Source organism: Mesorhizobium sp. M1312 (genome assembly GCF_040318115.1).
Taxonomy (GTDB): Bacteria; Pseudomonadota; Alphaproteobacteria; order Rhizobiales; family Rhizobiaceae; genus Mesorhizobium.
Window position 1 is genome coordinate 19496 of the sequence record NZ_JAMYLQ010000036.1, and the last position, 21603, is coordinate 41098.

The 21603-nt window shown below is 62.7% G+C and carries 20 protein-coding genes and 1 pseudogene; 12 read left to right on the forward strand and 9 right to left on the reverse strand.

Features of this window, described 5'->3' with window-relative positions:
* Positions 1 to 89: 89 nt before the first annotated feature.
* The gene (locus NKH36_RS29770) at positions 90 to 1292 is read left to right on the forward strand and encodes a pyridoxal phosphate-dependent aminotransferase (RefSeq protein ID WP_352961351.1); all 1203 of its coding nucleotides are present in this window, start codon (positions 90 to 92) and stop codon (positions 1290 to 1292) included.
* 52 nt (positions 1293 to 1344) lie between these two features.
* On the opposite strand, the gene NKH36_RS29775 is transcribed toward NKH36_RS29770, so the two are convergent.
* Positions 1345 to 1740 carry a (R)-mandelonitrile lyase gene (locus NKH36_RS29775; RefSeq protein ID WP_352961349.1) on the reverse strand — a complete coding sequence of 132 codons (396 nt, stop codon included), beginning with the start codon at positions 1738 to 1740 and terminating at the stop codon, positions 1345 to 1347.
* Positions 1741 to 2083: 343 nt separating this feature from the next.
* Here NKH36_RS29775 and NKH36_RS29780 point away from each other — a divergent pair, with 343 nt between their 5' ends.
* Positions 2084 to 4135, forward strand: a complete 2052-nt coding sequence (locus tag NKH36_RS29780; protein WP_352961347.1) for an elongation factor G — start codon at positions 2084 to 2086, stop codon at positions 4133 to 4135.
* An 825-nt stretch (positions 4136 to 4960) separates the two neighbouring features.
* A pseudogene (locus tag NKH36_RS29785) lies at positions 4961 to 5456 on the forward strand (methyltransferase family protein).
* Positions 5457 to 5622: 166 nt separating this feature from the next.
* On the opposite strand, the gene NKH36_RS29790 reads toward NKH36_RS29785, so the two are convergent.
* Together NKH36_RS29790 and trxB are read right to left on the reverse strand one after the other, a co-directional pair.
* Positions 5623 to 6519 (reverse strand): LysR family transcriptional regulator, encoded by an 897-nt coding sequence (locus NKH36_RS29790; RefSeq protein WP_023799796.1) that lies wholly within the window; start codon positions 6517 to 6519, stop codon positions 5623 to 5625.
* 90 nt (positions 6520 to 6609) lie between these two features.
* Complete coding sequence (gene trxB, locus NKH36_RS29795) at positions 6610 to 7584, reverse strand: thioredoxin-disulfide reductase (RefSeq protein WP_352961345.1); 975 nt, start codon at positions 7582 to 7584, stop codon at positions 6610 to 6612.
* A 256-nt stretch (positions 7585 to 7840) separates the two neighbouring features.
* Here trxB and NKH36_RS29800 point away from each other — a divergent pair, with 256 nt between their 5' ends.
* A complete protein-coding gene (locus NKH36_RS29800; protein ID WP_352961343.1) occupies positions 7841 to 8326 on the forward strand; it encodes an Lrp/AsnC family transcriptional regulator in 486 nt (161 codons plus the stop codon).
* Here NKH36_RS29800 and NKH36_RS29805 read toward each other — a convergent pair.
* From NKH36_RS29805 to NKH36_RS29820, 4 genes are all read right to left on the reverse strand, one after another.
* On the reverse strand, positions 8323 to 8991 hold the full coding sequence (locus NKH36_RS29805) for a D-glycero-alpha-D-manno-heptose-1,7-bisphosphate 7-phosphatase (RefSeq protein WP_352961341.1): 669 nt from the start codon (positions 8989 to 8991) through the stop codon (positions 8323 to 8325). The two genes, NKH36_RS29800 and NKH36_RS29805, sit on opposite strands and share 4 nt — an antisense overlap.
* Positions 8984 to 9556, reverse strand: coding sequence for a D-sedoheptulose-7-phosphate isomerase (locus NKH36_RS29810; RefSeq protein ID WP_352961339.1), 573 nt, complete (start codon positions 9554 to 9556; stop codon positions 8984 to 8986). Before NKH36_RS29810 ends, NKH36_RS29805 begins: the two co-directional genes overlap by 8 nt.
* A 7-nt stretch (positions 9557 to 9563) precedes the next feature.
* A complete protein-coding gene (gene rfaE1, locus NKH36_RS29815; RefSeq protein ID WP_352961337.1) occupies positions 9564 to 11054 on the reverse strand; it encodes a D-glycero-beta-D-manno-heptose-7-phosphate kinase in 1491 nt (496 codons plus the stop codon).
* A gap of 151 nt (positions 11055 to 11205) precedes the next feature.
* Positions 11206 to 11838 carry a LysE family translocator gene (locus tag NKH36_RS29820; protein WP_352961335.1) on the reverse strand — a complete coding sequence of 211 codons (633 nt, stop codon included), beginning with the start codon at positions 11836 to 11838 and terminating at the stop codon, positions 11206 to 11208.
* Positions 11839 to 12005: 167 nt separating this feature from the next.
* On the opposite strand from NKH36_RS29820, the gene rfaD reads away from it, so the two are divergent.
* The 3 genes from rfaD to waaC are packed head-to-tail and all read left to right on the forward strand — an operon-like array spanning position 12006 to position 14922.
* Positions 12006 to 12956 carry an ADP-glyceromanno-heptose 6-epimerase gene (gene rfaD, locus NKH36_RS29825; protein ID WP_352961333.1) on the forward strand — a complete coding sequence of 317 codons (951 nt, stop codon included), beginning with the start codon at positions 12006 to 12008 and terminating at the stop codon, positions 12954 to 12956.
* Complete coding sequence (gene waaF, locus NKH36_RS29830) at positions 12929 to 13936, forward strand: lipopolysaccharide heptosyltransferase II (protein ID WP_352961331.1); 1008 nt, start codon at positions 12929 to 12931, stop codon at positions 13934 to 13936. The genes rfaD and waaF overlap by 28 nt, the downstream gene beginning before the upstream one ends.
* Positions 13933 to 14922: a lipopolysaccharide heptosyltransferase I gene (gene waaC, locus NKH36_RS29835; protein ID WP_352961329.1), complete on the forward strand. Its 990-nt coding sequence runs from the start codon at positions 13933 to 13935 to the stop codon at positions 14920 to 14922. The genes waaF and waaC overlap by 4 nt, the downstream gene beginning before the upstream one ends.
* 260 nt (positions 14923 to 15182) lie before the next feature.
* Here the strand turns inward: waaC and greA are convergent, their stop codons facing one another.
* Entirely contained in the window at positions 15183 to 15656 is a 474-nt protein-coding gene (gene greA, locus NKH36_RS29840) for a transcription elongation factor GreA (RefSeq protein ID WP_023799806.1), read from the reverse strand.
* A gap of 284 nt (positions 15657 to 15940) precedes the next feature.
* Positions 15941 to 16480, reverse strand: coding sequence for a tetratricopeptide repeat protein (locus NKH36_RS29845; RefSeq protein ID WP_352961326.1), 540 nt, complete (start codon positions 16478 to 16480; stop codon positions 15941 to 15943).
* A 197-nt stretch (positions 16481 to 16677) separates the two neighbouring features.
* Between NKH36_RS29845 and NKH36_RS29850 the strand changes: the two genes are divergently transcribed.
* The 5 genes from NKH36_RS29850 (at position 16678) to NKH36_RS29870 (ending at position 21475) form a co-directional block, all read left to right on the forward strand.
* Positions 16678 to 17103, forward strand: a complete 426-nt coding sequence (locus tag NKH36_RS29850) for a DUF3775 domain-containing protein (protein ID WP_023799808.1) — start codon at positions 16678 to 16680, stop codon at positions 17101 to 17103.
* 75 nt (positions 17104 to 17178) lie between these two features.
* Complete coding sequence (locus tag NKH36_RS29855) at positions 17179 to 18162, forward strand: extensin family protein (protein WP_352961324.1); 984 nt, start codon at positions 17179 to 17181, stop codon at positions 18160 to 18162.
* Positions 18163 to 18334: 172 nt separating this feature from the next.
* Positions 18335 to 19150 (forward strand): extensin-like domain-containing protein, encoded by an 816-nt coding sequence (locus tag NKH36_RS29860; RefSeq protein ID WP_352961322.1) that lies wholly within the window; start codon positions 18335 to 18337, stop codon positions 19148 to 19150.
* 150 nt (positions 19151 to 19300) lie between these two features.
* Positions 19301 to 20008 (forward strand): LssY C-terminal domain-containing protein, encoded by a 708-nt coding sequence (locus NKH36_RS29865; RefSeq protein WP_352961320.1) that lies wholly within the window; start codon positions 19301 to 19303, stop codon positions 20006 to 20008.
* Between the two features lie 156 nt (positions 20009 to 20164).
* Positions 20165 to 21475: a hemolysin family protein gene (locus tag NKH36_RS29870; RefSeq protein WP_352961318.1), complete on the forward strand. Its 1311-nt coding sequence runs from the start codon at positions 20165 to 20167 to the stop codon at positions 21473 to 21475.
* Positions 21476 to 21603 lie beyond the last annotated feature (128 nt).

The following is a 21603-nucleotide window of genomic DNA, read 5'->3' on the forward strand; positions in this document are numbered from 1 at the left end:
CGACAGTGCTTGCGCTTGGCGGAATGATGCGACATGAGAAGCGCCGCGGTTAGATGGACCGCCTGCATACCCAAGGAGATAACACCGTCATGGCCTTTCTTGCCGACGTCCTTTCCCGCGTAAAGCCTTCCGCGACCATCGCGGTGACGCAGAAAGCGCGCGAGCTGAAAAACGCCGGCCGTGACGTGATCGGGCTGGGTGCCGGCGAACCGGACTTCGACACGCCGGACAACATCAAGAACGCTGCGATCGAGGCCATCCGCCGCGGCGAAACGAAATATCCTCCGGTTTCGGGCATCGTGCCGCTGCGCGAGGCGATCGCCAAAAAATTCAAGCGAGAGAACAATCTCGACTACCGGCCGGAGCAGACCATCGTCGGCACCGGCGGCAAGCAGATCCTGTTCAATGCCTTCATGGCGACGCTGAATCCCGGCGACGAGGTCATCATCCCGAGGCCGTACTGGGTCAGCTATCCCGAGATGGTAGCGATCTGCGGCGGCACCCCGGCATTTGCCGACACTTCCATCGACAACGGCTTCAAGCTGATGGCGGCGGCGTTGGAAAAGGCGATCACGCCGCGCACCAAATGGCTGTTGATGAACTCACCGTCGAACCCGTCGGGCGCCGCCTACACCAAGGCTGAATTGCGCGCGCTGGCCGACGTGCTGCTCGAACATCCCAATGTCTGGGTGCTGACCGACGACATGTACGAGCACCTGATCTACGGCGATTTCGTCTTCAGGACCATCGCCGAGGTCGAGCCGAAGCTTTATGAGCGCACGCTGACGATGAACGGCGTGTCGAAGGCCTATGCCATGACCGGCTGGCGCATCGGCTATGCGGCCGGGCCCGTGGCGCTGATCAAGGCGATGGATATGATCCAGGGCCAGCAGACCTCTGGCGCCTGCACCATTGCCCAGTGGGCATCGGTGGAGGCACTGAACGGTCCGCAGGAATTCATTGCCAAAAATAAGGCGATCTTCCAGGCTCGGCGCGATCTCGTCGTGTCGATGCTCAATCAGGCGCGCGGCATCACATGTCCGTCGCCGGAAGGGGCTTTCTACGTCTATCCGTCCTGCGCCCAGTTGATCGGCAAGAAGACCAAAGCCGGCAAGGTGATCGACAACGACGAAGCCTTCTGCTCGGAACTGCTCGAGGCCGAAGGCGTGGCGGTCGTGTTCGGCTCGGCCTTCGGCCTCGGCCCGAACTTCCGCATCTCCTACGCCACATCGGAGGCTTTGCTCGAAGAGGCCTGCACGCGCATCCAGCGCTTCACTGCCTCGCTGATCTGATCAGGCACATCCCGAAGATCAAACCCATCGAGTTTGGTGGGCTCAAAAAGCCTCAGCCGCCATACTGCTCGTCCGTCACCTTCTCCAGCCAGTCGGCATGGACGCCGTCGAGCGCCTCCTGCATGGCGATATGCGCCATCACCGACTTTGGACCGGCGCCATGCCAGTGCTTTTCATCAGGCGCAAACGAGATGACGTCGCCGGCCCTGATCGCCTGTACCGGCTTGCCCCAGCTTTGTGCGAGGCCGGCGCCTGACACGACATAGAGCGTCTGGCCCAGCGGATGCGTATGCCAGTGGGTACGCGCGCCGGGTTCGAAACTGACCATGACGGCGCGCAGCCGCGCTGGCGCTTCCTTCTCGATGATCGGCGTCTGCCACACACGGCCGGTAAAGTATTTTTCCGGCGCAATAACGGTCGGCACGCTGCCGCAGGGAATGATCTTCATCGTCGCGAGTCCTCAAGCTGATGGCGGATCAGTCGGCGACGACCGTTCCTTTTTGTCGCAAGAAGCGGGCACTTTCTTCCGATAACCATCATGGCGCAACCGCTTTTGCGGCTGTTCAGCGACGGGCTTTGTCGCGGGATTTGATGGGAGGCTGGGCTCGCATCGACGGCTTCGCCGATCACGGCTCAACATCTGCGACATCAGGCGATCTCAAATCCCTTGCCCTCCCGGCTAACCCGTGGGACGATGCCTTTGGGTAGGTGGCAAACGGAAAAAAGCCCCGCCCGCGACGGTCGACAGGCCGGCCGCCGCTCCCAGGGAAACGCCTGAGTGGAGGTCAGTCATGGGAACTCGCGCCGGAGGACGACGCACGGGACCGAAATGCATTGCCATAGTCGGTCCCTTTGCAAGCGGTAAGACGACACTTCTCGAAGCAATATTGGCCCGCACGGGCGCCATTCCCCGCCAGAATCCCGTTTCCTCGGGAAACACCGTTTCCGATCATTCACCCGAGGCACGCGCCCACGCCATGAGCGTCGAGGCGACCTTTGCGACCACCGAATTCATGGACGAGCAACTCACCTTCGTCGATTGTCCCGGTTCCATCGAATTCTCTTTCGAGGCCGAGCCGGTGCTTGCCGCCTGCGACATCGCCGTGGTCGTTGCCGAAGCCGACGCGAAGAAGATCCCTGCCCTGCAGCTGATCATGCGCAAGCTCGACGATCTCGGCGTGCCGCGCATCATGTTCCTCAACAAGGTCGACAAGGCGATATCAGGCGTGCGCGACACGCTGAAGATGCTGCAGCCAGCAAGCTCGGTGCCGTTGCTGCTTCGCCAGATTCCGCTGCGCAAGAACGGCGTCGTCATCGGCTCGATCGATCTGGCTCTGGAGCGCGCCTACATCTATCGCGAATATGCCGAAAGCGAGGTCGCCCAGATTCCCGGCGACGACAAGGCGCGCGAACTGGAGGCGCGCTTTTCCATGCTGGAGACGCTCGCCGATCATGACGACCAGTTGATGGAGCAGCTTCTCGAAGAGATCGAGCCGCCGAAGGACGCGATCTTCGACGACCTCGCTGCCGATCTGCGTGACGGCGCGGTGACGCCGGTGCTGATCGGCACCGCCGAGAAGGGCAATGGCGTGCTGCGGCTATTAAAGACGATCCGCCACGACGCGCCTGATGTTGAAGCAACGCGCAAGCGCCTCGGCGCACCTGACGGCAAGGCGACCGTAGTCCAGGTGATGAAGACCATTCACACCGCGCATGGCGGCAAGCTGTCGGTCTCGCGCATCCTGTCCGGCCAGCTTGCCGACGCCTCCGAGCTCTTCCTTTCGAATGGCGCCACGGCAAAGGTCTCCGGCATCTACAGGATGCTCGGCAAGGACCAGACCAAGCTCACCTCGGCCAGGGCCGGCGACACGGTCGCGCTCGGCAAGCTGGACGACGTCACGACCGGTCAGACGCTGAGCTCGGCAAAGGGCGGCATCAAGCCGCTGGTCACGCTGGCGCCGCCGCAACCGGTCTTCGCCTTCGCGCTGCGCCCGAAGGAACGCAAGGACGAAGTGAAGATGTCGGCGGCCATCCAGCGCCTTGCCGAAGAAGACCCCTCGCTCAGCCTGCGCCACAATCAGGATTCGGCCGAAACCGTGCTGTCGGGCCATGGCGAGATGCATCTGCGCGTCGTGCGCGAGCGGCTGGAAGGCAAGAACCAGATCCCGGTCGAAGGTCATCCGCCGGCCGTGCCTTATCGCGAGACGATCCGCAAAACGGCGCAGCAGCGTGGCCGCCACAAGAAGCAGTCGGGCGGCCATGGCCAGTTCGGCGACGTTGTGATCGAGATCAAGCCGCTGCCGCGCGGCTCCGGCTTCCAATTCACCGATACCATCACCGGCGGCGCCGTGCCGAAAACCTATATCCAGTCGGTCGAGACCGGCGTGCGTGATTATCTGAAATCCGGCCCGCTCGGCTTTCCGGTGGTCGATGTCGCCGTCAACCTGTCCGACGGCTCCTATCACGCCGTCGATTCGTCGGACATGGCCTTCCAGATGGCGGCGAAGCTGGCGATGAAGGAAGGCATGGCCGCCTGCTCGCCAGTGCTGCTCGAACCGATCATGAAAGTCGAGATCGTTACGCCGTCCGACGCGACATCAAGGATCATCGCCCTTATCCCGCAGCGGCGCGGCCAGATCCTCGGCTACGATGCGCGGCCCGGCTGGCCGGGATGGGACGTCGTCGAGGCGACCATGCCGCAGGCCGAGATCGGCGACCTGATCATCGAGTTGCGTTCGGCCACCGCAGGCGTGGCCAGCTATCTTGCCAGCTTCGACCATATGGCCGAACTCACCGGCCGCCTGGCCGACGAAGCGTTGAACGCCAATGGCAAGGCCGCCTGACACTGGATTTTGGCGCCGTTGCCTCGGGGGCAGAACTCAAGGAAACGGCGTCCGGAACGATCCGGACGCCGCTTTCTTGCGGACCGTCTTCGTGGGAGGCGAAACGGCAGGTCCGCCGCACATGCCGCCGGCGCCTGATGGCCTCAGCGGAAGAATGGTTCGGACGCGGCAGCCGCCTGAGCCCGGATCGTCCGAGTGATGCCCCCATCTCCCGCACGAACCACACCGCGTCCTATGATCTGCTTAGTCGATGCTGGGCGCCTGTGACATGTTACCTGAGGTTACATGTCACTGTTACGTGACAATGTCGGTCGGCTTTCCCTTGGCGCCAGCAGGTTTCGGGCAACAAAAAAGCCGGATCAATGAAGATCCGGCTGAGTTTGATTGGAAGTGCCTGTTAAGGCTAACCTCCAGAGGGGAACACTCAAGGGCGCTAATGGGAGGAGAACGCGCCCAGGAGATGATCTATATATGTGCTCATCATGCCCAAGAAACAAGCATCTATTTTGCAACACACACATGCAAAATGACACAGGCTGTGGTCTAACCCATTCCTTATCCTCATAGGACCAGCAGAATCGTCGAAATGCGGTGCACAGCCAGGCAAAAACCATTGCGAAGTAGCGAATCAGAGCCGATTCTCGATCCGGAACGCAGAAACAACGAATGATGTCGAATCAGGCAGCGCGCGTTTATTTTTGCAGCAGCCGCGCATCGACCCGAAATTGGAATCGCTTTTCGGAAAGCACGATGCGTAGATTTCAAAGTGCTAGAGCGCACTTTGTGCGTCCAAGTGGACGCACGTCGCTCGAGAAGGTAGCCTCGATGAGGACACCTCAGGCGATCGCCGGCAGCGCGCTATTCTTCATCGCAGCGCCCGGTGTGGTCGCGGGATTGCTGTCCTGGCTGCTGACCGATCGCTATCGTCTGCCATGGGCGACCCAGCCCGGCTTGGTCCCGGTCGGCTGGATCCTGATTTGTCGGCGCAGCGGCCTTGCTGCTTCATGCCTTCGCCCGTTTTGCCTTCGAAGGCCTGGGCACGCCCGCCCCGGTCGCGCCGACCGAGCGACTGGTTGTCAGTGGTATCTACCGCCATGTCGCAACCCGATGTATGTGGCGGTGCTGGCGATCATCGTTGGCCAGGCGCTGCTGTTTTCGAGCTGGGCTCTCGTCGCCTACGCCATCATCGCCGCCATCGCTGGTCTCGTTCGTGAAGTTCTACGAGGAACCGACGCTTGCCCGCCGCTATGGCGCCGGCTACGAGGGGTACCGCCGCGCCGTCTCCGGCTGGCTACCCCGCCTGACGCCATGGCGCGGGTGAGCCGTAAAACGGAGCTGCGCCGTTTCAGGGTGTGTTGAGATTCAGGTCAGGCCGAGTCGAGAATGGTGGGTTCCGAGAAACGGAACGGAGCGGACATCGGTCGTGAGTACCGGAAGCGCAGGTATCAGCCGTTCGCAGGCCGGCATAACCTGAATATCGACGTACCCTAGAACGACCAGCTTCGGGCCTTGGCAATAATGAAGTCGCGGAAGACGTGCAGTTTCGCCTGGTTCTTCATCGCATCGGGATAAGCAAAATAGGTGTCGAAGGACGGCACTTCGGTCTCCGGCAGCAACTGCACCAGCCCTGAGTCCTTGCTGACGACATAGTCGGGCAGCATGGCGATGCCGGCGCCACCCTGTACCGCGCGCTTAATCGACAATATGTCGTTGATCTGCAGCGTCGGCACCCTTTGCCCGCCTTCGAAATCGCCGACCGTTTCCAGCCAGTTCAATTCCGACAGATGCGCAGGCACCGGCACGCCGAAGGTGACGATGCGATGGCTCTTCAACTCGGCGATCGACGCCGGCTTGCCATACTTGTTGACGTAAGAAGGGGCGGCGTAGAGATGGAAATGCACGGTGAACAGGCGGCGCTGGATGAGATCAGGCTGCTGCGGTTGGCGCAGCCGGATCGCGCAGTCCGCCCGGCGCATGGTGAGATCGAGTTCCTCGTTCGCCAGGATCAACTGCAGACTGATCTCGGGATAGAGCTCGATGAATTCCTGCACGCGCTCGGTCAGCCAGCCGGCACCGAGCCCCACCGTGGTCGTCACCCTGAGCACGCCGGAGGGCCGGTCCTTGGCCTCGGTCAGCCGCGACTTGATCGTCTCCAGCTTCATCAGCACGTCATGGGCCGTGCGGAACAGCATCTCACCCTGCTCGGTCAGCACCAGGCCGCGGGCATGGCGATTAAACAGCGGCACGCCGACGTCATGTTCGAGCGCGCTGACCTGCCGCGAGATCGCCGACTGCGACAGATGCAGTGTCTCGGCGGCATGGGTGAACGACCCAGCTTCCGCCGCAGCGTGAAACACGCGTAGCTTGTCCCAGTCCAACGCCATAATGCCCCTCGCTCTGTTTTTTGGCGTTTGCCTGTTTTTAGCGCCTGAATGAAAAATCAGGCTTTTGCGCGGCTTTTCTCGGCCGCTTCCTTACTCCGCCGCTTCGCGGTGAACTTCGATCCCGGCGAGATACTTTTCCGCCTCGAGCGCGGCCATGCAGCCGAGCCCCGCCGCCGTCACCGCCTGGCGGTAGATGTCGTCGGTCACGTCGCCGGCGGCGAACACGCCCGGCACGTCGGTGCAGGTCGAATCGGGCGCCGTCCACAGATAGCCGTTCGGCTTCTGCTTCAGCTTGCCGGCGAACAGTTCGACCGCCGGCGCATGGCCGATCGCCACGAACACGCCGTCGACCGTCAGATGCATCTCCTGGCCGGTCACCACATTGCGCAGCTTCAGCCCTTCCACCGACGGCGGCAGCGGCATCTTACCGGACTGACCGGTGATCTCGTCGACGACAGTGTCCCAGATGACGCGGACATTGTCCTTCTTGAACAGCCGCTCGCTGAGGATGCGCTCGGCGCGGAAGTCGCTGCGCCGGTGGATGACCGTCACGCTCTTTGCCAGATTGGAAAGGTAGAGCGCCTCCTCCACCGCCGAATTGCCGCCGCCGATCACCGCGACATCCTTGCCGCGATAGAAGAAGCCGTCGCAGGTGGCGCAGGCCGATACGCCGAAGCCCATGAAGGTCTGCTCGCTCGGGATGCCCAGCCATTTCGCCTGCGCGCCGGTGGCGATGATCAGCGCGTCGGCCGTATAGGTGGCGCCGGAATCGCCCTTGGCACGGAACGGACGCACGTTGAGGTCTACTTCGGTGATAATGTCGTTGATAATTTCGGTGCCGACATGTTCGGCCTGCTTCAGCATTTGTTCCATCAGCCAGGGACCCTGGATCGGATCGGCGAAGCCCGGATAGTTTTCGACATCGGTGGTGATCATCAACTGACCGCCCTGCTGCAGGCCGGCGACCAGCATCGGCTTCAGCATGGCGCGGGCGGCGTAGATTGCCGCCGTATAGCCGGCGGGACCGGAGCCGATGATGAGAACGGGTGCGTGCTTGGACGTCATATCAGGGCTTTCACAACAACCGGACGCGAATGAAGCGTCCGGCACAGGGGTCGATATCGGCCCTAATCTAGGTGTTGCAGGCGACGCCAGCAAGACGACCTGACCTTCGTCCCCGGAAAGCTTCCTCACAAACAGACGATCAATGAACATCTTGCGCGGTGACTGTCCGAAAATCACCGACTGAAGGGATGGAATGGACACCAAAGTCGTTTTACAAAATCACGAAAGATTCTTGCGTGAAGCGCCGAAGGTATCCATGCCGCTCAAAGCCGATCTCGATGCCATCGACTGGAAGATCCTGCGCGAGCTTCAGCATGACGGTCGCATGACCAATGTCGAGCTGTCCGGCCGCGTCGGCATTTCGGCGCCGCCATGCCTGCGTCGCGTCAGGCGGCTGGAAGAGACCGGCATCATCCGCGGCTATCGCGCCTTGCTCAATGCGCCGGCGCTCGGCCTGGATGTCGTCGCCTTCTGTCTCATCGGCCTGCATCACCAGGCCGACGCGGAGCTGAAAACCTTCGCCGAACGCACCCGCGGTTGGCCGATCGTGCGCGACGCCTGGATGGTGTCGGGCGAATCCGATTTCCTGCTGCATTGTGTGGCGAGCGACCTCGGCACCTTTCAGACCTTCGTCATCGAGGAGTTGGCCTCGGCGCCGAATGTCGACACGGTGCGCACTGCACTGACCATCCGTCGCGTCAAGGACGAGGGCCTGGTGGCTTTCAGCGAAGCGAGAATCTAACCCCTGCCGAGTTCGGCGATGGTCTCGCAGAGTTTGCTGTGGTCGCTGCCGGTCGTCAGTTTACGCGTCGTGAATATACCATCGCCAGAAGGCCGATTGGATCTGCCGCGCACCAGCCAGCCCTCGCAAAGTCCGGCGCGCCGTCCGGCTTCCATGTCATCGGCCTTGTCGCCGACGATGACTGATCGGCTGATATCCACGCCCAGCAGATCGCGGGCGCGCAGAAGCATGCCCGGATTGGGCTTGCGCATCGGATGATCACCTACTGCCAGTTCACCCGTCCCGCTCGAATGGTAGGCGCAGGCGAGCACCAGGTCGATCCGGCAATTCTGTGCTTCGAGAAGTGTCAGCAGCCGAGCATTGACTGCGGCGAACTCCGGCCAGCCGAAATAGCCGCGGGCTATACCTGACTGGTTGGAGACCACGATCGCAGGAACGCCTGCGATGCTCGCCGTTCGGATCACTGGCAGCATCTCCGGCCGCAGCACGATGTCAGCCGGATCGCTGGGATAACCGCTATCGACATTGATGGTGCCGTCGCGGTCGAGGAACAGCGCCGGCGTGCCAGCTGCAAAAACCGAGGTACCAATCCGCTCGACCCAGAGCCCCGGCTCTTCGAGCGGGTACGGCTGCGAGGTCCTGACGGCGTCGTCCCTATCAGCCATCACAGAGGCGCGCTTCGACCATTTCGCACAGATGATGGTAGAGGCAAAGATGCCCCTGCTGGATGATCGGCGTCGAGGTCGAGGGCACGTTGAGCAGGATGTCGGAGAGCGGCTTGAGCTTGCCGCCGGTGTCGCCGGTCAGGCTGATCACCGTCATGTCCATCATGCGCGCCTGTTCAGCAGCAGAAAGGATGCTGGGCGAGTTGCCGCTGGTCGAGATGGAGAGAAGCACAGCACCCGCCGAGCCATGCGCCTCGACCTGGCGTGAAAACACGGTGTCGAAGCCGTAATCGTTGCCCCAGGCGGTCAGCACCGCCGCATTGGCCGGCAACGCGATGACGTTGTAGGCCTTACGCTCCTTCAAGAAGCGGCCAACCAGTTCGCCGGCGATGTGGATGGCGTCGCTGGCCGAACCGCCATTGCCACAGATCAGCAGCGCCTTGCCCTGCGAAAGCGCGGCGACGACGGCGGCCACCGCCCGCTCCATCTCGTCGGTGAGGTCGCGCTCGATCATGGCGGTGATCGCGGCCGCCGAGCGGACCAGGTATTCGTTCAGTTCGGACATGAAACCCTCAGTTTGTACTGCCGGCGCGCAACTTGCCGATGGTGCCGGTGGTGCTCTTGCCGGCGACGAGATCGACCAGCACGACGCGGCCGCCCGCCTTTTGCACGATTTCGGCGCCGACCACCTGATCGATTGTATAGTCGGCGCCCTTGACCAGTATGTCGGGCTTGAGCGCCTCGATCAGCGGGAGCGGCGTGTCCTCCTCGAAGACGACGACGGCATCGACCGAGGCAAGCGCCGCCAGCACGCAGGCGCGGTCATGCTCGTCGTTGACCGGGCGCCCTGGCCCTTTCAACCGGCGCACCGAGGCATCGCTGTTGAGGCCGAGAACCAGCCGGTCGCATTGGCTGCGCGCCGCATGCAAAAGGCTGACATGGCCGGCGTGAAGGATATCGAAGCAGCCATTGGTGAAACCGACGCTCAGGCCTTCGTCCTTCCACGTCGTAACCAGCCGTGCGGCGGCAGCGGCATCGAGGATTGCATCCTTGTGGGCAATCGGTCCATGCGAGCGAAACAGCGCGCCGGTAAGCTCTTCGACCGTCAGCCGCGCGGTACCGCGCTTTCCCACCACTACGCCACCCGCCGCGTTGGCGATGGCGGCGGCCATGATGCGGTCGGCGCCCGCAGCCAGGGCCAACGCAAACGTCGCAATCACAGTGTCGCCGGCGCCGGAAACGTCGAACACCTCCCGCGCCTGCGTAGCGATGTGGCGGGCATCGTCCGCGCCGACGACGCTCATGCCTTTTTCACTGCGCGTCGCGACCACGAAATCGAAGCGATGTGCCGAGATCAGCTCACGTGCCGCGGCCACGATCTCGTCATCGGCAAACACCGCGCGTCCGACCGCTTCGCCAAGTTCCTTGCGATTGGGCGTGATCGCCGTCGCCCCGGCATAGCACGCATAGTCGCGGCCCTTAGGATCGACGAGCACCGGCTTTCCCGCCTCGCGGCAGATCGAGATCAGTTCGCCGGCGACGCCGTCCAGCAGCATGCCCTTGCCGTAGTCGGACAGGATAACGATGTCGGCCTGCGCGAGCGCGGTGCGGAAATGCCGGATCAGCGTCGCCCGCTCCGCGTCGCCCAGCGGCTTGATTTCCTCTTCGTCGAAACGCAGCACCTGCTGGTTGAGCGCGCTGAAGCGGCTTTTCGACGAGGTCATCCGGTTCGCGTCCTGCGCGAGGCCGCCAGTGTCGACGCCAAACTCAGCGAGCATGCGCATGAGATTGTCGCCGGCCTGATCCTCGCCGATCACCGAAAGCGGTATCGCGGCAGCGCCGAGTGAGACGATGTTGGCGACGACATTACCGGCGCCGCCCATCGCCGACGTTTCACCACGCCCGCGCAGCACCGGAATGGGCGCTTCGGGCGAAATCCGCTCGATGATGCCGTTGACGAAACGGTCGAGGATAAAATCGCCGACCACCAGCACGGTGACGTTGCTGAACCGCGAGATGGCGCGGTGAAGGGGTTCGGGAGAAGGCAGGTATTGCTCGCTCATGTCATCCGCGACGTGCAATGGGGGCCGGTTCCGATGCTGTGAAAGCGCTGGACTGGCAGGGCTGGTCGTTCATGGCGAAGCCGATATACCGCAATTCGGCCCAACGCAACGGCAGGCGCTGAGCGGATCATAGCCAACGGCGGTCGACGGATCAGCTTTTCTGCAAAGCCACATGAACGCCCAAACCGACGAGCACTGCACCGCCTGCACGCCGCATGAGCCGCTGCGCGTGGCTCGAGCGCCGCAGCCTGGTGATCAGCGCACCTGCCAGCACCACGCACATGACGTCTGCCGAGGAGAACATCAGATTGACGATCGTCCCGAGGACGAGGAATTGGAGCCAGACGGGAAACGTCGCCGACGCGTCGATGAATTGCGGCAGGAATGCCATGAAGAAGATTGCAGTCTTGGGATTGAGCACCTCGACGGTGATGCTCTCGAAAAAGGCGCAGCGGGCGGATTTCGGCTCAATGCCCGGCATAACAGCATCGTCTTGCGCCCTGGCGCGGAACAGCGAGACACCCAGCCAGATCAGATAGAATGCGCCGGCCAGCTTGACCGCGATGTAGAGCGTCGGCACGGCGTGGAAAAGCACGGATAGCCCGGCAGCGGCTGCGATGACATGCACATAGCCGCCAAGATGAATACCCAACGCCGCCGTCAAGCCGGACCAGCGGCCGCGCGCCATCGTTTGTGCAGCAGCGTAAAGCATCGCCGGACCGGGGATGTAGGCAAAGATCGCCGTGGTGGCGAAAAAGGCGATAAGCAGTTCGGTTGACGGCATTTAGCCTTGCTCCTGTCGTGCTTCGCCGGTGGATCGCCGACTGAAGCGAAAGCTTTGCGGCGGCACTGTGGCGCTCACCCAACCGCCGGATTGCGACCTGCTTTATCGACAGCCCCGCAAGCCTCCCCTATAAGGGCCGGAATCGGCACGAGATACCAGAGGCTTTCATGATCATCGTCACGGGCGGCGCCGGCATGATCGGCTCCAACATCGTCGCCGCGCTCAATGCCGAAGGGATCAGCGACATCGTCGTCGTCGATGACCTGACCGATGGCCACAAGATCGCCAATCTCGCCGACCTCCAGATCGCCGATTATCTCGACAAGGACGATTTCCTGCCGCGGATGGAGGCCGGGGACCTCGGTCGCATCGAGGCCGTCTTCCACCAGGGCGCCTGCTCGACCACCACCGAATGGAACGGCAAGTTCATGATGGAGGTGAACTACGCCTATTCGAAGCGGCTGCTGCACGCCTGCCTCGCACTGCGCGTGCCCTTCCTCTATGCCTCCTCGGCTTCCGTCTATGGCGGCGGCGCCGAGTTTCGCGAGGAGCCGGAATGCGAACGCCCGCTCAATGTCTATGCCTATTCAAAGAAGCTGTTCGACGACTATGTCCGCCGCACCGTCTTCGATACCGATCATTCGCCGGTGGCGGGCCTGCGCTATTTCAACGTCTATGGACCACGCGAGGCGCACAAGGGCACTATGGCCTCGGTCGCCTTCCACCTGTTCAACCAAGTCGAGCAAGGCCAGAATCCGAAACTGTTCGGCGCCTACGACGGTTTTGGACCCGGCGAGCAGAGCCGCGATTTCATCCATGTCGGCGACGTTGCCGACGTCAATCTATGGTTGTGGAAACGGGGCTCAAGCGGCATCTTCAACTGCGGCACCGGCCTTGCCCAGCCGTTCCGCGCCATTGCCGAAACGGTGATCGGCACGCTGGGCAAGGGCGAGATCGAGTTCACCGACTTCCCCGATCACCTCAAGGGCAGCTACCAGAGTTTTACGCAAGCTGATATGTCCCGGTTGCGCGCAGCCGGTTACAATGGTCAGTTTCGCACAGTGGAAACCGGCGTCAGAGACTATGTCGAATGGCTGAAAGCCCAACGATCCTCGTGATCGGCCCACGCTGGGTGGGCGACATGGTGATGGCGCAGTGCCTGTTCTCGGCCCTGAAAGAGCTTCACCCGAACGCCGCGATTGACGTGCTGGCCCCGGCATGGGCGGCGCCACTGGTCAAGCGCATGCCCGAAATACGCCAGCAGATCGAACTGCCGCTGAAATCCGGCGCGCTGGAATTCCGCATGCGCAGGCGCTTCGGCCGGCTGCTGCGCGGCCAATACGACATCGCCTATGTCATGCCCGGAAGCTGGAAGTCGGCGCTGGTCCCGTTCTTTGCCCGCATTCCGCGCCGCGTTGGCCATCTCAAGGAAATGCGCTACGGGCTGCTGACCGATATCGTTGCCTTGCCCGACCATTTGAAACGGCGCACGGCGCAGGCCTATTTCGGCCTCGCGCAAGGGGGCACGTTCCGCGCTCCTAAGCTCGCTGTCGATACAAAAAACCAGGCGGAATTGCTGGGCCGCTTCGGGCTGGAGGCGGAAAAATTCGTGGCACTTATGCCCGGCGCTGAATTCGGCCCGGCCAAACGCTGGCCGAGCGAACGCTACGCCGGTCTTGCCCGCGACATGATAGCGAAAGGCCTGAAAGTCGCGCTGTTCGGATCGAAGAACGACGCTGAGGTGACGGCGGAAATCGCCACACTTGCACCAGGCGCTGTCGACCTCGCCGGCCAGACGCGGCTGGAGGACGCCATCGACCTGATCGCCGCGGCCAGGCTTGCGGTGTCGAACGACAGCGGGCTGATGCATGTTGCCGCCGCGGTCGGCACGCCGATCGTAGCCGTCTACGGCTCGACCTCGCCGCAGAATACGCCGCCGCTCGCCGAGGAGCGCGAGCTGGTCTGGCTCGGCCTGTCCTGTTCGCCCTGCCACCAGAAAATCTGCCCGCTCGGCCATCTCAACTGCCTGAAGACGCTTGAGGTGGCACAGGTCGCGGCAGCGGCGGAACGGCTGCTGGAAATGCCGGCCACCGCATGAAGGTGCTCATCGTCAAGACATCCTCGATGGGTGACGTCATCCACACCTTTCCGGCCGTCGAGGATGCGCGCCGCAACCGGCCGGATGTGTCGTTCGACTGGTGTGTGGAAGAGGCTTTTGCCGGCATCGTGGCGCTGCATCCGGCGATCGCAACCATCCACACCGTGGCGATCCGGCGCTGGCGCACAAGCCCGCTCGGCCGAGGCACATGGCGCGAGGCGGCGGCACTGCGCCGCGCCTTGCGGGATTGCCGCTACGATCTCGTCATCGACGCGCAAGGATTGCTGAAGTCGGCCCTGGTGGCGAAACGGGCTGTGGCGCCGATCGCCGGCTTCGATCGGTCGAGCGCCCGCGAGCCTTCGGCGACTTTGTTCTACGACCGCCGCTATGGTGTGCCGCGCGATCTGCACGCCATCGAACGCACAAGGAGGCTGTTCGGGCTGGCGCTCGGCTATGAACCGGATTTTTCCGGGCTGGAGTCCGGCATCGTGCCGCCGGGGGTCGGTTCGACCTTTGTCGGCGAAAAAACCGCCTTCCTGCTGCACGGCACCAGCCGCGAGGACAAGAAATGGCCGGTCGGCAACTGGATTGAGACTGCCCGGCTTCTCGTGGAAAGAAGAATGACGCCGGTCACCACCTGGTCTAACGACAGGGAAAAGGCGGTTGCCGAGGCGATCGCCCAAGCCGTTCCACAGGCTGTGCTGGTGCCCAAATCACCGCTTGCCGAGATCGCCGCCATCATCGGCCGGTCGGTGCTGGTCATCGGCGCCGACACCGGCCTTACCCACCTCGCCAGTGCCTTCGGCCTGCCGACCGTCGCTGTGTTTCTGGCGACAGAACCCGGCCTGACCGGCCCGCGCGGGCCGTTCTCGTCAACGCTGCTGGCCGCAGCCGGCAGCCGCGTCACGCCCGGGGGCGTGATGGCGGAGGCAGAGAGGCTGCTTGAGCGCCAGGCGCTTGGTCAGGCCGGCGCCGGCAAGAATTGATTTATTCAATCAATGCAATCGGAAAGGTCAGCGCCGCCCCTCATCCGCCTGCCAGCCCCCTTCTCCCCGTATAGGACGGGGAGAAGGGGGCTGAACGCGAACTCGACACCCGCTCTGCAACGCTGGAGATTGGCGAAATCCTTTGCGAAGGCGTCCTTCTCCCCGTTCTATACGGGGAGAAGTGCCCGGCAGGGCGATGAGGAGCAGCGCAATCGTCGGGTTAAAACAGCGCGATTCAAGAACAATCCTGCCGCTTTACCCTAAATGAACTGCACCTGGACGATCTCATAGCCCCGCGCACCGCCTGGCGCATTGACCTCGATGGCATCGCCGACTTCCTTGCCGATCAGCGCCCGCGCGATCGGCGAGGAGATCGAGATGCGGCCGGACTTCACGTCCGCTTCCTGATCGCCGACGATCTGGTAGGTCTTCTTCTCTTCCGTGTCCTCGTCGACCAGCACCACGGTCGCGCCGAACTTGACCTTTTCGCCGCTGAGCTTGGTGATGTCGATCACTTCGGCACGCGCGATGAAGTCCTCAAGCTCGTTGACGCGGCCTTCATTGAGGCTCTGCGCCTCTTTCGCCGCGTGGTATTCGGCATTTTCGGAAAGATCGCCATGCGAGCGCGCTTCGGAGATCGCTTCGATGATGCGCGGCCGCTCTTCCTGCTGGCGCCAGCGCAGCTCTTCCTTCAATGACGCGAACCCCTCGCCTGTCATCGGGACCTTGTTCATGATGCCTGACCTCTCCTGCCGCCGCCCCCGCATTCCGGGAGCGACCTTGTCGATGGGGTACAAAAAGAAAACGGTCCGGCAGCCTCGGGCTAACGGAACCGTCTCACCGCAATTTCCTCCAATATAGCAATCTTCGCGGGTTTTTCACGCCAAAAAATCGGTTTTGAAAAATTCACCCGCCATTTTTTTGAAATGCCGTCACGGCAGCACGGCTGGCCGGGCGAGCGGCAAAAAAACCGGCTGCGATTGCTCACAGCCGGTGTGAGGAGTGTTCGGGCTTTGAATCAGCTCTTCATGAAACGGTCTATCTGCTCGGACAGCATGCCGTATTCACGAGATCCCTTGCCGGTGCGTTTCTCGATCTCGCGGAGCTGTTCCTGGGCGCCGGCGAGATCGCCGCTCTGCAGATGCGCCTCGCCGAGATATTCACGTACCAGCGTATAGTTCGGATCGATGCGCAGCGCTTCCTCGTAATAGCCAAGACCGACGGTGACGCGTCCGGAATGGCGGTGCGAGTAGCCGAGATAGTTGAGAATGCGAGGGTCTTTCTTGTCCGCAGCCAGGCTGAGCACGGCGATCGCTTCGTCATAACGTCCGGCCATCGCCAGCGCGCGGCCGGCTTCATAGATGTTGTCGTCGTCCAGCATGCCTTGCTTGGGCGCCACGCATTTCTTCAGCTTCTTGTCCCAGACCGTGCCTTTCTTGCACTGTGTCGTCTGGCCGCCATCGCCACCGCCTCCACCTTCACCGGCCGAAAACGCCGGGACAGCAAACAGCGGCAGGGCGGCAACCGCCAGAACCTGGATCAGCAATCGTCTGCGCATCGAACTCTCCTTGAGGCATGACAATGCAAGACTAACGCCGGGCAAAAGCCGTTTCATCCCGGAAAAAAGTCATGGCCATTGAAAGCCTTTTCAACGATCCGCGCCAGTCGGAAAATAGAAGCGCCGAACATGACGTGACGAGCGCTGCAAATTCGCTATCATCCAGCAAACGGCAACGGAGTATGCGGAGACGGCCAGTGCAGCGGCGCCTTGAAAAAGAATGGGAGCTTTCGATCGGTCCCGACACGGTGCGCCTATTCATCCTCAAGGCGAAGGCGCTGAGCGCCGCCGTCAACGAAGACTATGCCGATGGCGCCGAGCACGAGGTAGAACTCGATAGCGAGGCGCATGACAACCATCATCATGACGGACTCGTCGAGGAACGTTCCGAAGACCTCACCGAAGAAGAACTGCGCGAACTGATTAACGACCTCAATGTCGACGAGGCGGCCGAACTCGTCGCCCTCGCCTGGGTTGGCCGCGGCGACTATGACGCCTCGGAATGGGCGGACGCGCTGACGGCCGCCCGCGAGCGCGCCAACAAGCGCACGGCGAAATATCTGCTCGGCATGCCGCTCTTGGCCGACTGGCTGGAGGAAGGGCTGGAAGCGATCGGTGCGTAACACCGCGGTTACCGTTTGTGATCGGCCAAAACCTTCGTTCAGGCAACTTCCGCATTCGCCCGCCGTTAAGGGCGAATGGCGGCGCTGACCCCTCCCACATCGATCAGATTGGCCGGATTGATCAGATTGGCGCTACCTTTGGCGGTGGCGATGCTGTCCGCAGGAGCGGCCCTGGCCCAAGCTCCGGAATTGCCTGAAACGATGCCTGCCCCGGAGCTCAATCAGCCGCAATCAGCGCAAGAAGCCGCACCTGCCGACGTCCCGGTCCCCGAGCCGCGCCCCGCGGATGCGCCAAAGTCTGATCAACCTGCGACCGACAAAATGGACCAGCAGAAGTCGGACCAGCATAAGGAAGCCCGGCCGGAGCCGCCGGCAATCGCTCCTACGCCGTCCGAAGAGCCCGCCGAGGAGGAACCACCGGCCGCCGCCCCGAAACCGCCGGAGAAGCCGGCGCAAGCGCAGGAGAAAGAAATCCCTCCCGACCCGCGCTCGGCCTCGGTGCCGCAGGAAAAAATGCCGGAGGAGGAACTTGCCTGCCGCAGGCGGCTGAAGTCGATGGGCGTCGACTTCGAGGAACGTAAGGCCGAGCACGATGCGGCGGTAGGCTGCTCCATTCCCTATCCGATCGCGCTGAAGACGCTGGGCAAGTCATTGGATATCACCCCCGAAACCGAGCTGAATTGTCAGATGGCCGAGGCCGCCGCGCGCTTCGCTGCCAATATCATCCAGCCGGCGGCCAAGGCCGAGCTCGGCGCCAGTCTCAAGTCGGTCGGCCAGGCATCCGCCTTCGTCTGCCGACAACGCAATGGCGGCGGGAAATTGTCGGAGCACGCTTTCGGCAATGCGCTCGATATCGCCAGCTTCACCTTGTCGAATGGGAGAAGGATCGACGTCGGCCCAGTGCCGCCTGAAAAGGACGCGAAATTCCTGAACGCGGTGCGCAAGGCAGCCTGCGGACCGTTCAAGACCGTGCTCGGCCCGGGCAGCGATGCGGATCATTCCCTGCATCTCCATCTCGATCTTGCACCGCGCCGCAACGGCGGCACCTTCTGCCAGTGACGACCGACATGCGCGCCGCAATTTGGCCGCAGCCGTAAACGCAGCCGCTGATTTTTCCTTTACTCTTGGCGGTTAAGCTCCGTCTCGTCTGATCTTGATCCCGAAAAATGATCACGATCAAACGATGAGACAGGCCTGATCGGGATCAGGCTCGGGGACTGGGAACCTGCCAATGGCCGGGATATTTCGCGCAGCGTCTGTCGCCGTGCGGCAAATGAGGCGCGCGCGCATGATTGCCGGCGGGCTTGCCATCGCAGTGATCTCGGCCTGCACCACTGGCAGCGTGCTTTCGCTGGAACCGGCCGTCGATGTCGGCAGCCAGACATCAGCCGTTCCGAACTACGCGGGCCCGAAATACGCTGGAATGCAGCGCCTCGTCCCGTCCAACCCATACATGACCGCCGCCTATCCGCGCATGGACGAGCCGATGGCGCCGACCGAACAGATGCCGGCCAGCGAGGTCGACTGCCGCAAGGAATTGAAGCGCCTGGGCGTCGTCTACACCGACCTTGCGCCGATCCGCGAAGGCCAGTGCGGCATCGACTATCCGGTCAAGATTTCAGCCATCGGCCGCATCGGGATGAAGCCGGCCGCGACGCTGACCTGCGACATGGCCGCCACCTTCGCCGGCTGGGCCAGGAATGAACTGGTCCCGTCCGCCCGCTGGCGTTATTTCTCCGGCGTCAGGACCATTCGCCAGGGATCGAGCTATTCCTGCCGCAGGATCGCCGGCGAAGGCGTGCTGTCGGAGCACGGCAAGGGCAACGCGCTCGACGTCATGAGCATCGAGCTCGGCAATGGCAAAGATATCGACGTGCGCAAGCCCGGCCTGTTCGCCTTCCGCACGCGCGGCTTCCTCAACACTGTGCGCGCCGACGGCTGCCAGTATTTCACCACTGTGCTCGGCCCCGGCTACAACTACGACCACCGCAACCATTTCCATTTCGACATCAAGAACCGCAAGAACGGCTACCGCGCCTGCCGTTAGAGCATCGGACCCAAAAGTGGATACCGGTTTTGGGATAATCCGATGCTCCAAACAACATGACAGCGAGCACATACCCACTGCCCAAGGTCTGCGCCGCCGCGTAGAATGACGCCACATAAAGGTGATGCCGTACCACCTGGGTGGTATCTCGTGAGCCGACGAAGCCTTCGACGACGCGCAACGATCTGGCTGGTGGCGTTCTGTGCCGGCTATCTCGTGCTCGCCTATTTCGCCGCACCGGAGTTCTGGACCCTGCGGGACCGCAATTTCCGTACGCAGCGCTTCCAGATGGTGACGCACACGCCGCAAGGCATTGCGGGCGATCCAATCAATGTCGGCCTTGTCGGTACCAAAAAAGAGCTGGTCCACGCCTTCGCCGTCGCCGGATGGGACATGGCCGACGCCCTCACGCTGAAGACCGCGATCGAGATCGGCGAAAGCGTGCTGTTCGATCGGCCGTATCCCGACGCGCCGGTCAGCCGGTTGTTATTCGAAGGCCGTGCACAGGATCTCGCCTTCGAGAAGCCGGTCGGCGACAGTGCCGACCGGCGTCATCACGTCCGCTTCTGGCAGACCGATGCGACCGGAGACGATGGCCGGCCGCTCTGGCTGGGGTCGGCAAGCTTCGATCGCGGCGTCGGCCTCAGCCACGACACCGGCGCGATCACTCACCATATCGGTCCCGACATCGACGCCGAGCGCGACTTCCTGATCCGCAACCTTTCTGCCGCAGGCATGCTGATCTCGATCAGCGAGATATCGGGCATCGGTGCGACAAAGACCGGGCGCAATGGCGGCGGCGATCCCTATTTCACCGACGGCAAGGCGGTAGTGGGCGTGCTGCTGCAGTTGCCGTAGGCGCAAGACGAGCCGCTGGCCTCCGGCTCATCGTCGCCCTGATCGAGCATTTTTCGTCACCATCATGGGATGCGGTGTGAGATGGTTGCGCCCGCCGGCATGAAAAATGACGGCCATCTATTTTCGAAGACCGCGCCGCAATGCTATTGACCTCGCATGCTCTATGCTGAAATCGCCATCGTGGTCGTCCTCATCTGCGTGAACGGCCTTCTAGCAATGTCCGAACTTGCCATCGTCTCGTCACGGCCGGCCCGTCTCAAGGCGATGATCGACCGCCACGTCAAGGGCGCCGGCCGGGCCTTGGCGCTCGGCGCCAATCCCGGCAAATTCCTGTCGTCGGTGCAGATCGGCATCACGCTGGTCGGTGTTCTGTCCGGCGCTTTTTCCGGTGCCACGCTCGGCGATCGGCTGTCCGTATTCCTGGCATCGACCGGTATTCGGGAAAGTCTTGCCGATCCGATCGGCGTCGGCATCGTCGTCGCCCTCATCACCTACTTCTCGCTGATCATCGGCGAACTGGTGCCCAAGCAGATCGCGCTGCGCGATCCCGAACGCGTCGCCGCCAGGGTTGCTCCGGCGATGACCATCCTCGCCACCGTCTCGGCGCCGCTGGTCTTCCTGCTCGACATTTCCGGCCGCTTCATGCTTTGGCTGCTTGGTCAACGCGGTGAAAGCGAGGAGAAGGTCACCGACGAGGAGATCAAGATGCTGGTCGCCGAGGCCGAGCATCACGGCACCATCGAATCCGACGAGCGGCGCATGATCGCCGGCGTCATGCGGCTCGGCGACCGCGCCGTCCGCGCGGTGATGACGCCACGCACCGAGGTCGACTGGATCAACCTGCAGTCCGATGACGCGGCAACCCGCAAGCTCTTGATGGAGACCCAGCATTCGCGCCTGCCAGCCGGCGATGGCAGTGTCGACGCCATGATCGGCGTCGTCCAGACCCGCGACGTGCTGGCCGCCATGCTTGGCGGTCGCGCGCTCGACCCGCGCCGGCACGTGCGCACCGCTCCCATCGTCCATGACCAGGCCGACGCGCTGGATGTCCTTTCGACACTCAGGGAATCCAACGTACCGATGGCGCTGGTCCATGACGAATACGGCCATTTCGAAGGCATCGTCACCCCGGCGGACATACTGGAAGCCATCACCGGCGTCTTCCGGGCGGACCTCGACGCCGGCGACGAGGAAAACGCCGTCAAACGCGAGGACGGCTCATGGTTGCTCGCCGGCTACATGCAGGCAGACGAGATGGCGGACGTGCTCGGCATCGACCTGCCCGAGAATCGCGACTACGAGACTGTCGCAGGTTACGTGCTGTCGCACCTGCACCATCTGCCGGCGACCGGCGAATGCGTGGATGCGCAGGGCTGGCGCTTCGAGGTCGTCGACCTCGACGGCCGCCGCATCGACAAGCTCATCGCCACGCGCCTGCCCGGCGGCCATCGCGAGATTGTGCGGTGACAATCTGTGTAGACCTGTTCGAGGGTCAGCTCTTAACCCTAAGCTGACATTACACACGCCCCACCGCTCGGGCGTTCGGCTTGACGGCACCGTTCAAGCAGTCGCTGGAAACCGTAATGCGCACGAAC

Bases quoted from the DNA above. Each gene is read 5' to 3' on its own strand.
- NKH36_RS29770 (WP_352961351.1), top strand. From the start codon at position 90: ATGGCCTTTCTTGCCGACGTCCTTTCCCGCGTAAAGCCTTCCGCGACC.
- NKH36_RS29775 (WP_352961349.1), bottom strand. From the start codon at position 1,740: ATGAAGATCATTCCCTGCGGCAGCGTGCCGACCGTTATTGCGCCGGAA.
- NKH36_RS29780 (WP_352961347.1), top strand. From the start codon at position 2,084: ATGGGAACTCGCGCCGGAGGACGACGCACGGGACCGAAATGCATTGCC.
- NKH36_RS29790 (WP_023799796.1), bottom strand. From the start codon at position 6,519: ATGGCGTTGGACTGGGACAAGCTACGCGTGTTTCACGCTGCGGCGGAA.
- trxB (WP_352961345.1), bottom strand. From the start codon at position 7,584: ATGACGTCCAAGCACGCACCCGTTCTCATCATCGGCTCCGGTCCCGCC.
- NKH36_RS29800 (WP_352961343.1), top strand. From the start codon at position 7,841: ATGCCGCTCAAAGCCGATCTCGATGCCATCGACTGGAAGATCCTGCGC.
- NKH36_RS29805 (WP_352961341.1), bottom strand. From the start codon at position 8,991: ATGGCTGATAGGGACGACGCCGTCAGGACCTCGCAGCCGTACCCGCTC.
- NKH36_RS29810 (WP_352961339.1), bottom strand. From the start codon at position 9,556: ATGTCCGAACTGAACGAATACCTGGTCCGCTCGGCGGCCGCGATCACC.
- rfaE1 (WP_352961337.1), bottom strand. From the start codon at position 11,054: ATGAGCGAGCAATACCTGCCTTCTCCCGAACCCCTTCACCGCGCCATC.
- NKH36_RS29820 (WP_352961335.1), bottom strand. From the start codon at position 11,838: ATGCCGTCAACCGAACTGCTTATCGCCTTTTTCGCCACCACGGCGATC.
- rfaD (WP_352961333.1), top strand. From the start codon at position 12,006: ATGATCATCGTCACGGGCGGCGCCGGCATGATCGGCTCCAACATCGTC.
- waaF (WP_352961331.1), top strand. From the start codon at position 12,929: ATGGCTGAAAGCCCAACGATCCTCGTGATCGGCCCACGCTGGGTGGGC.
- waaC (WP_352961329.1), top strand. From the start codon at position 13,933: ATGAAGGTGCTCATCGTCAAGACATCCTCGATGGGTGACGTCATCCAC.
- greA (WP_023799806.1), bottom strand. From the start codon at position 15,656: ATGAACAAGGTCCCGATGACAGGCGAGGGGTTCGCGTCATTGAAGGAA.
- NKH36_RS29845 (WP_352961326.1), bottom strand. From the start codon at position 16,480: ATGCGCAGACGATTGCTGATCCAGGTTCTGGCGGTTGCCGCCCTGCCG.
- NKH36_RS29855 (WP_352961324.1), top strand. From the start codon at position 17,179: ATGGCGGCGCTGACCCCTCCCACATCGATCAGATTGGCCGGATTGATC.
- NKH36_RS29860 (WP_352961322.1), top strand. From the start codon at position 18,335: ATGGCCGGGATATTTCGCGCAGCGTCTGTCGCCGTGCGGCAAATGAGG.
- NKH36_RS29870 (WP_352961318.1), top strand. From the start codon at position 20,165: ATGCTCTATGCTGAAATCGCCATCGTGGTCGTCCTCATCTGCGTGAAC.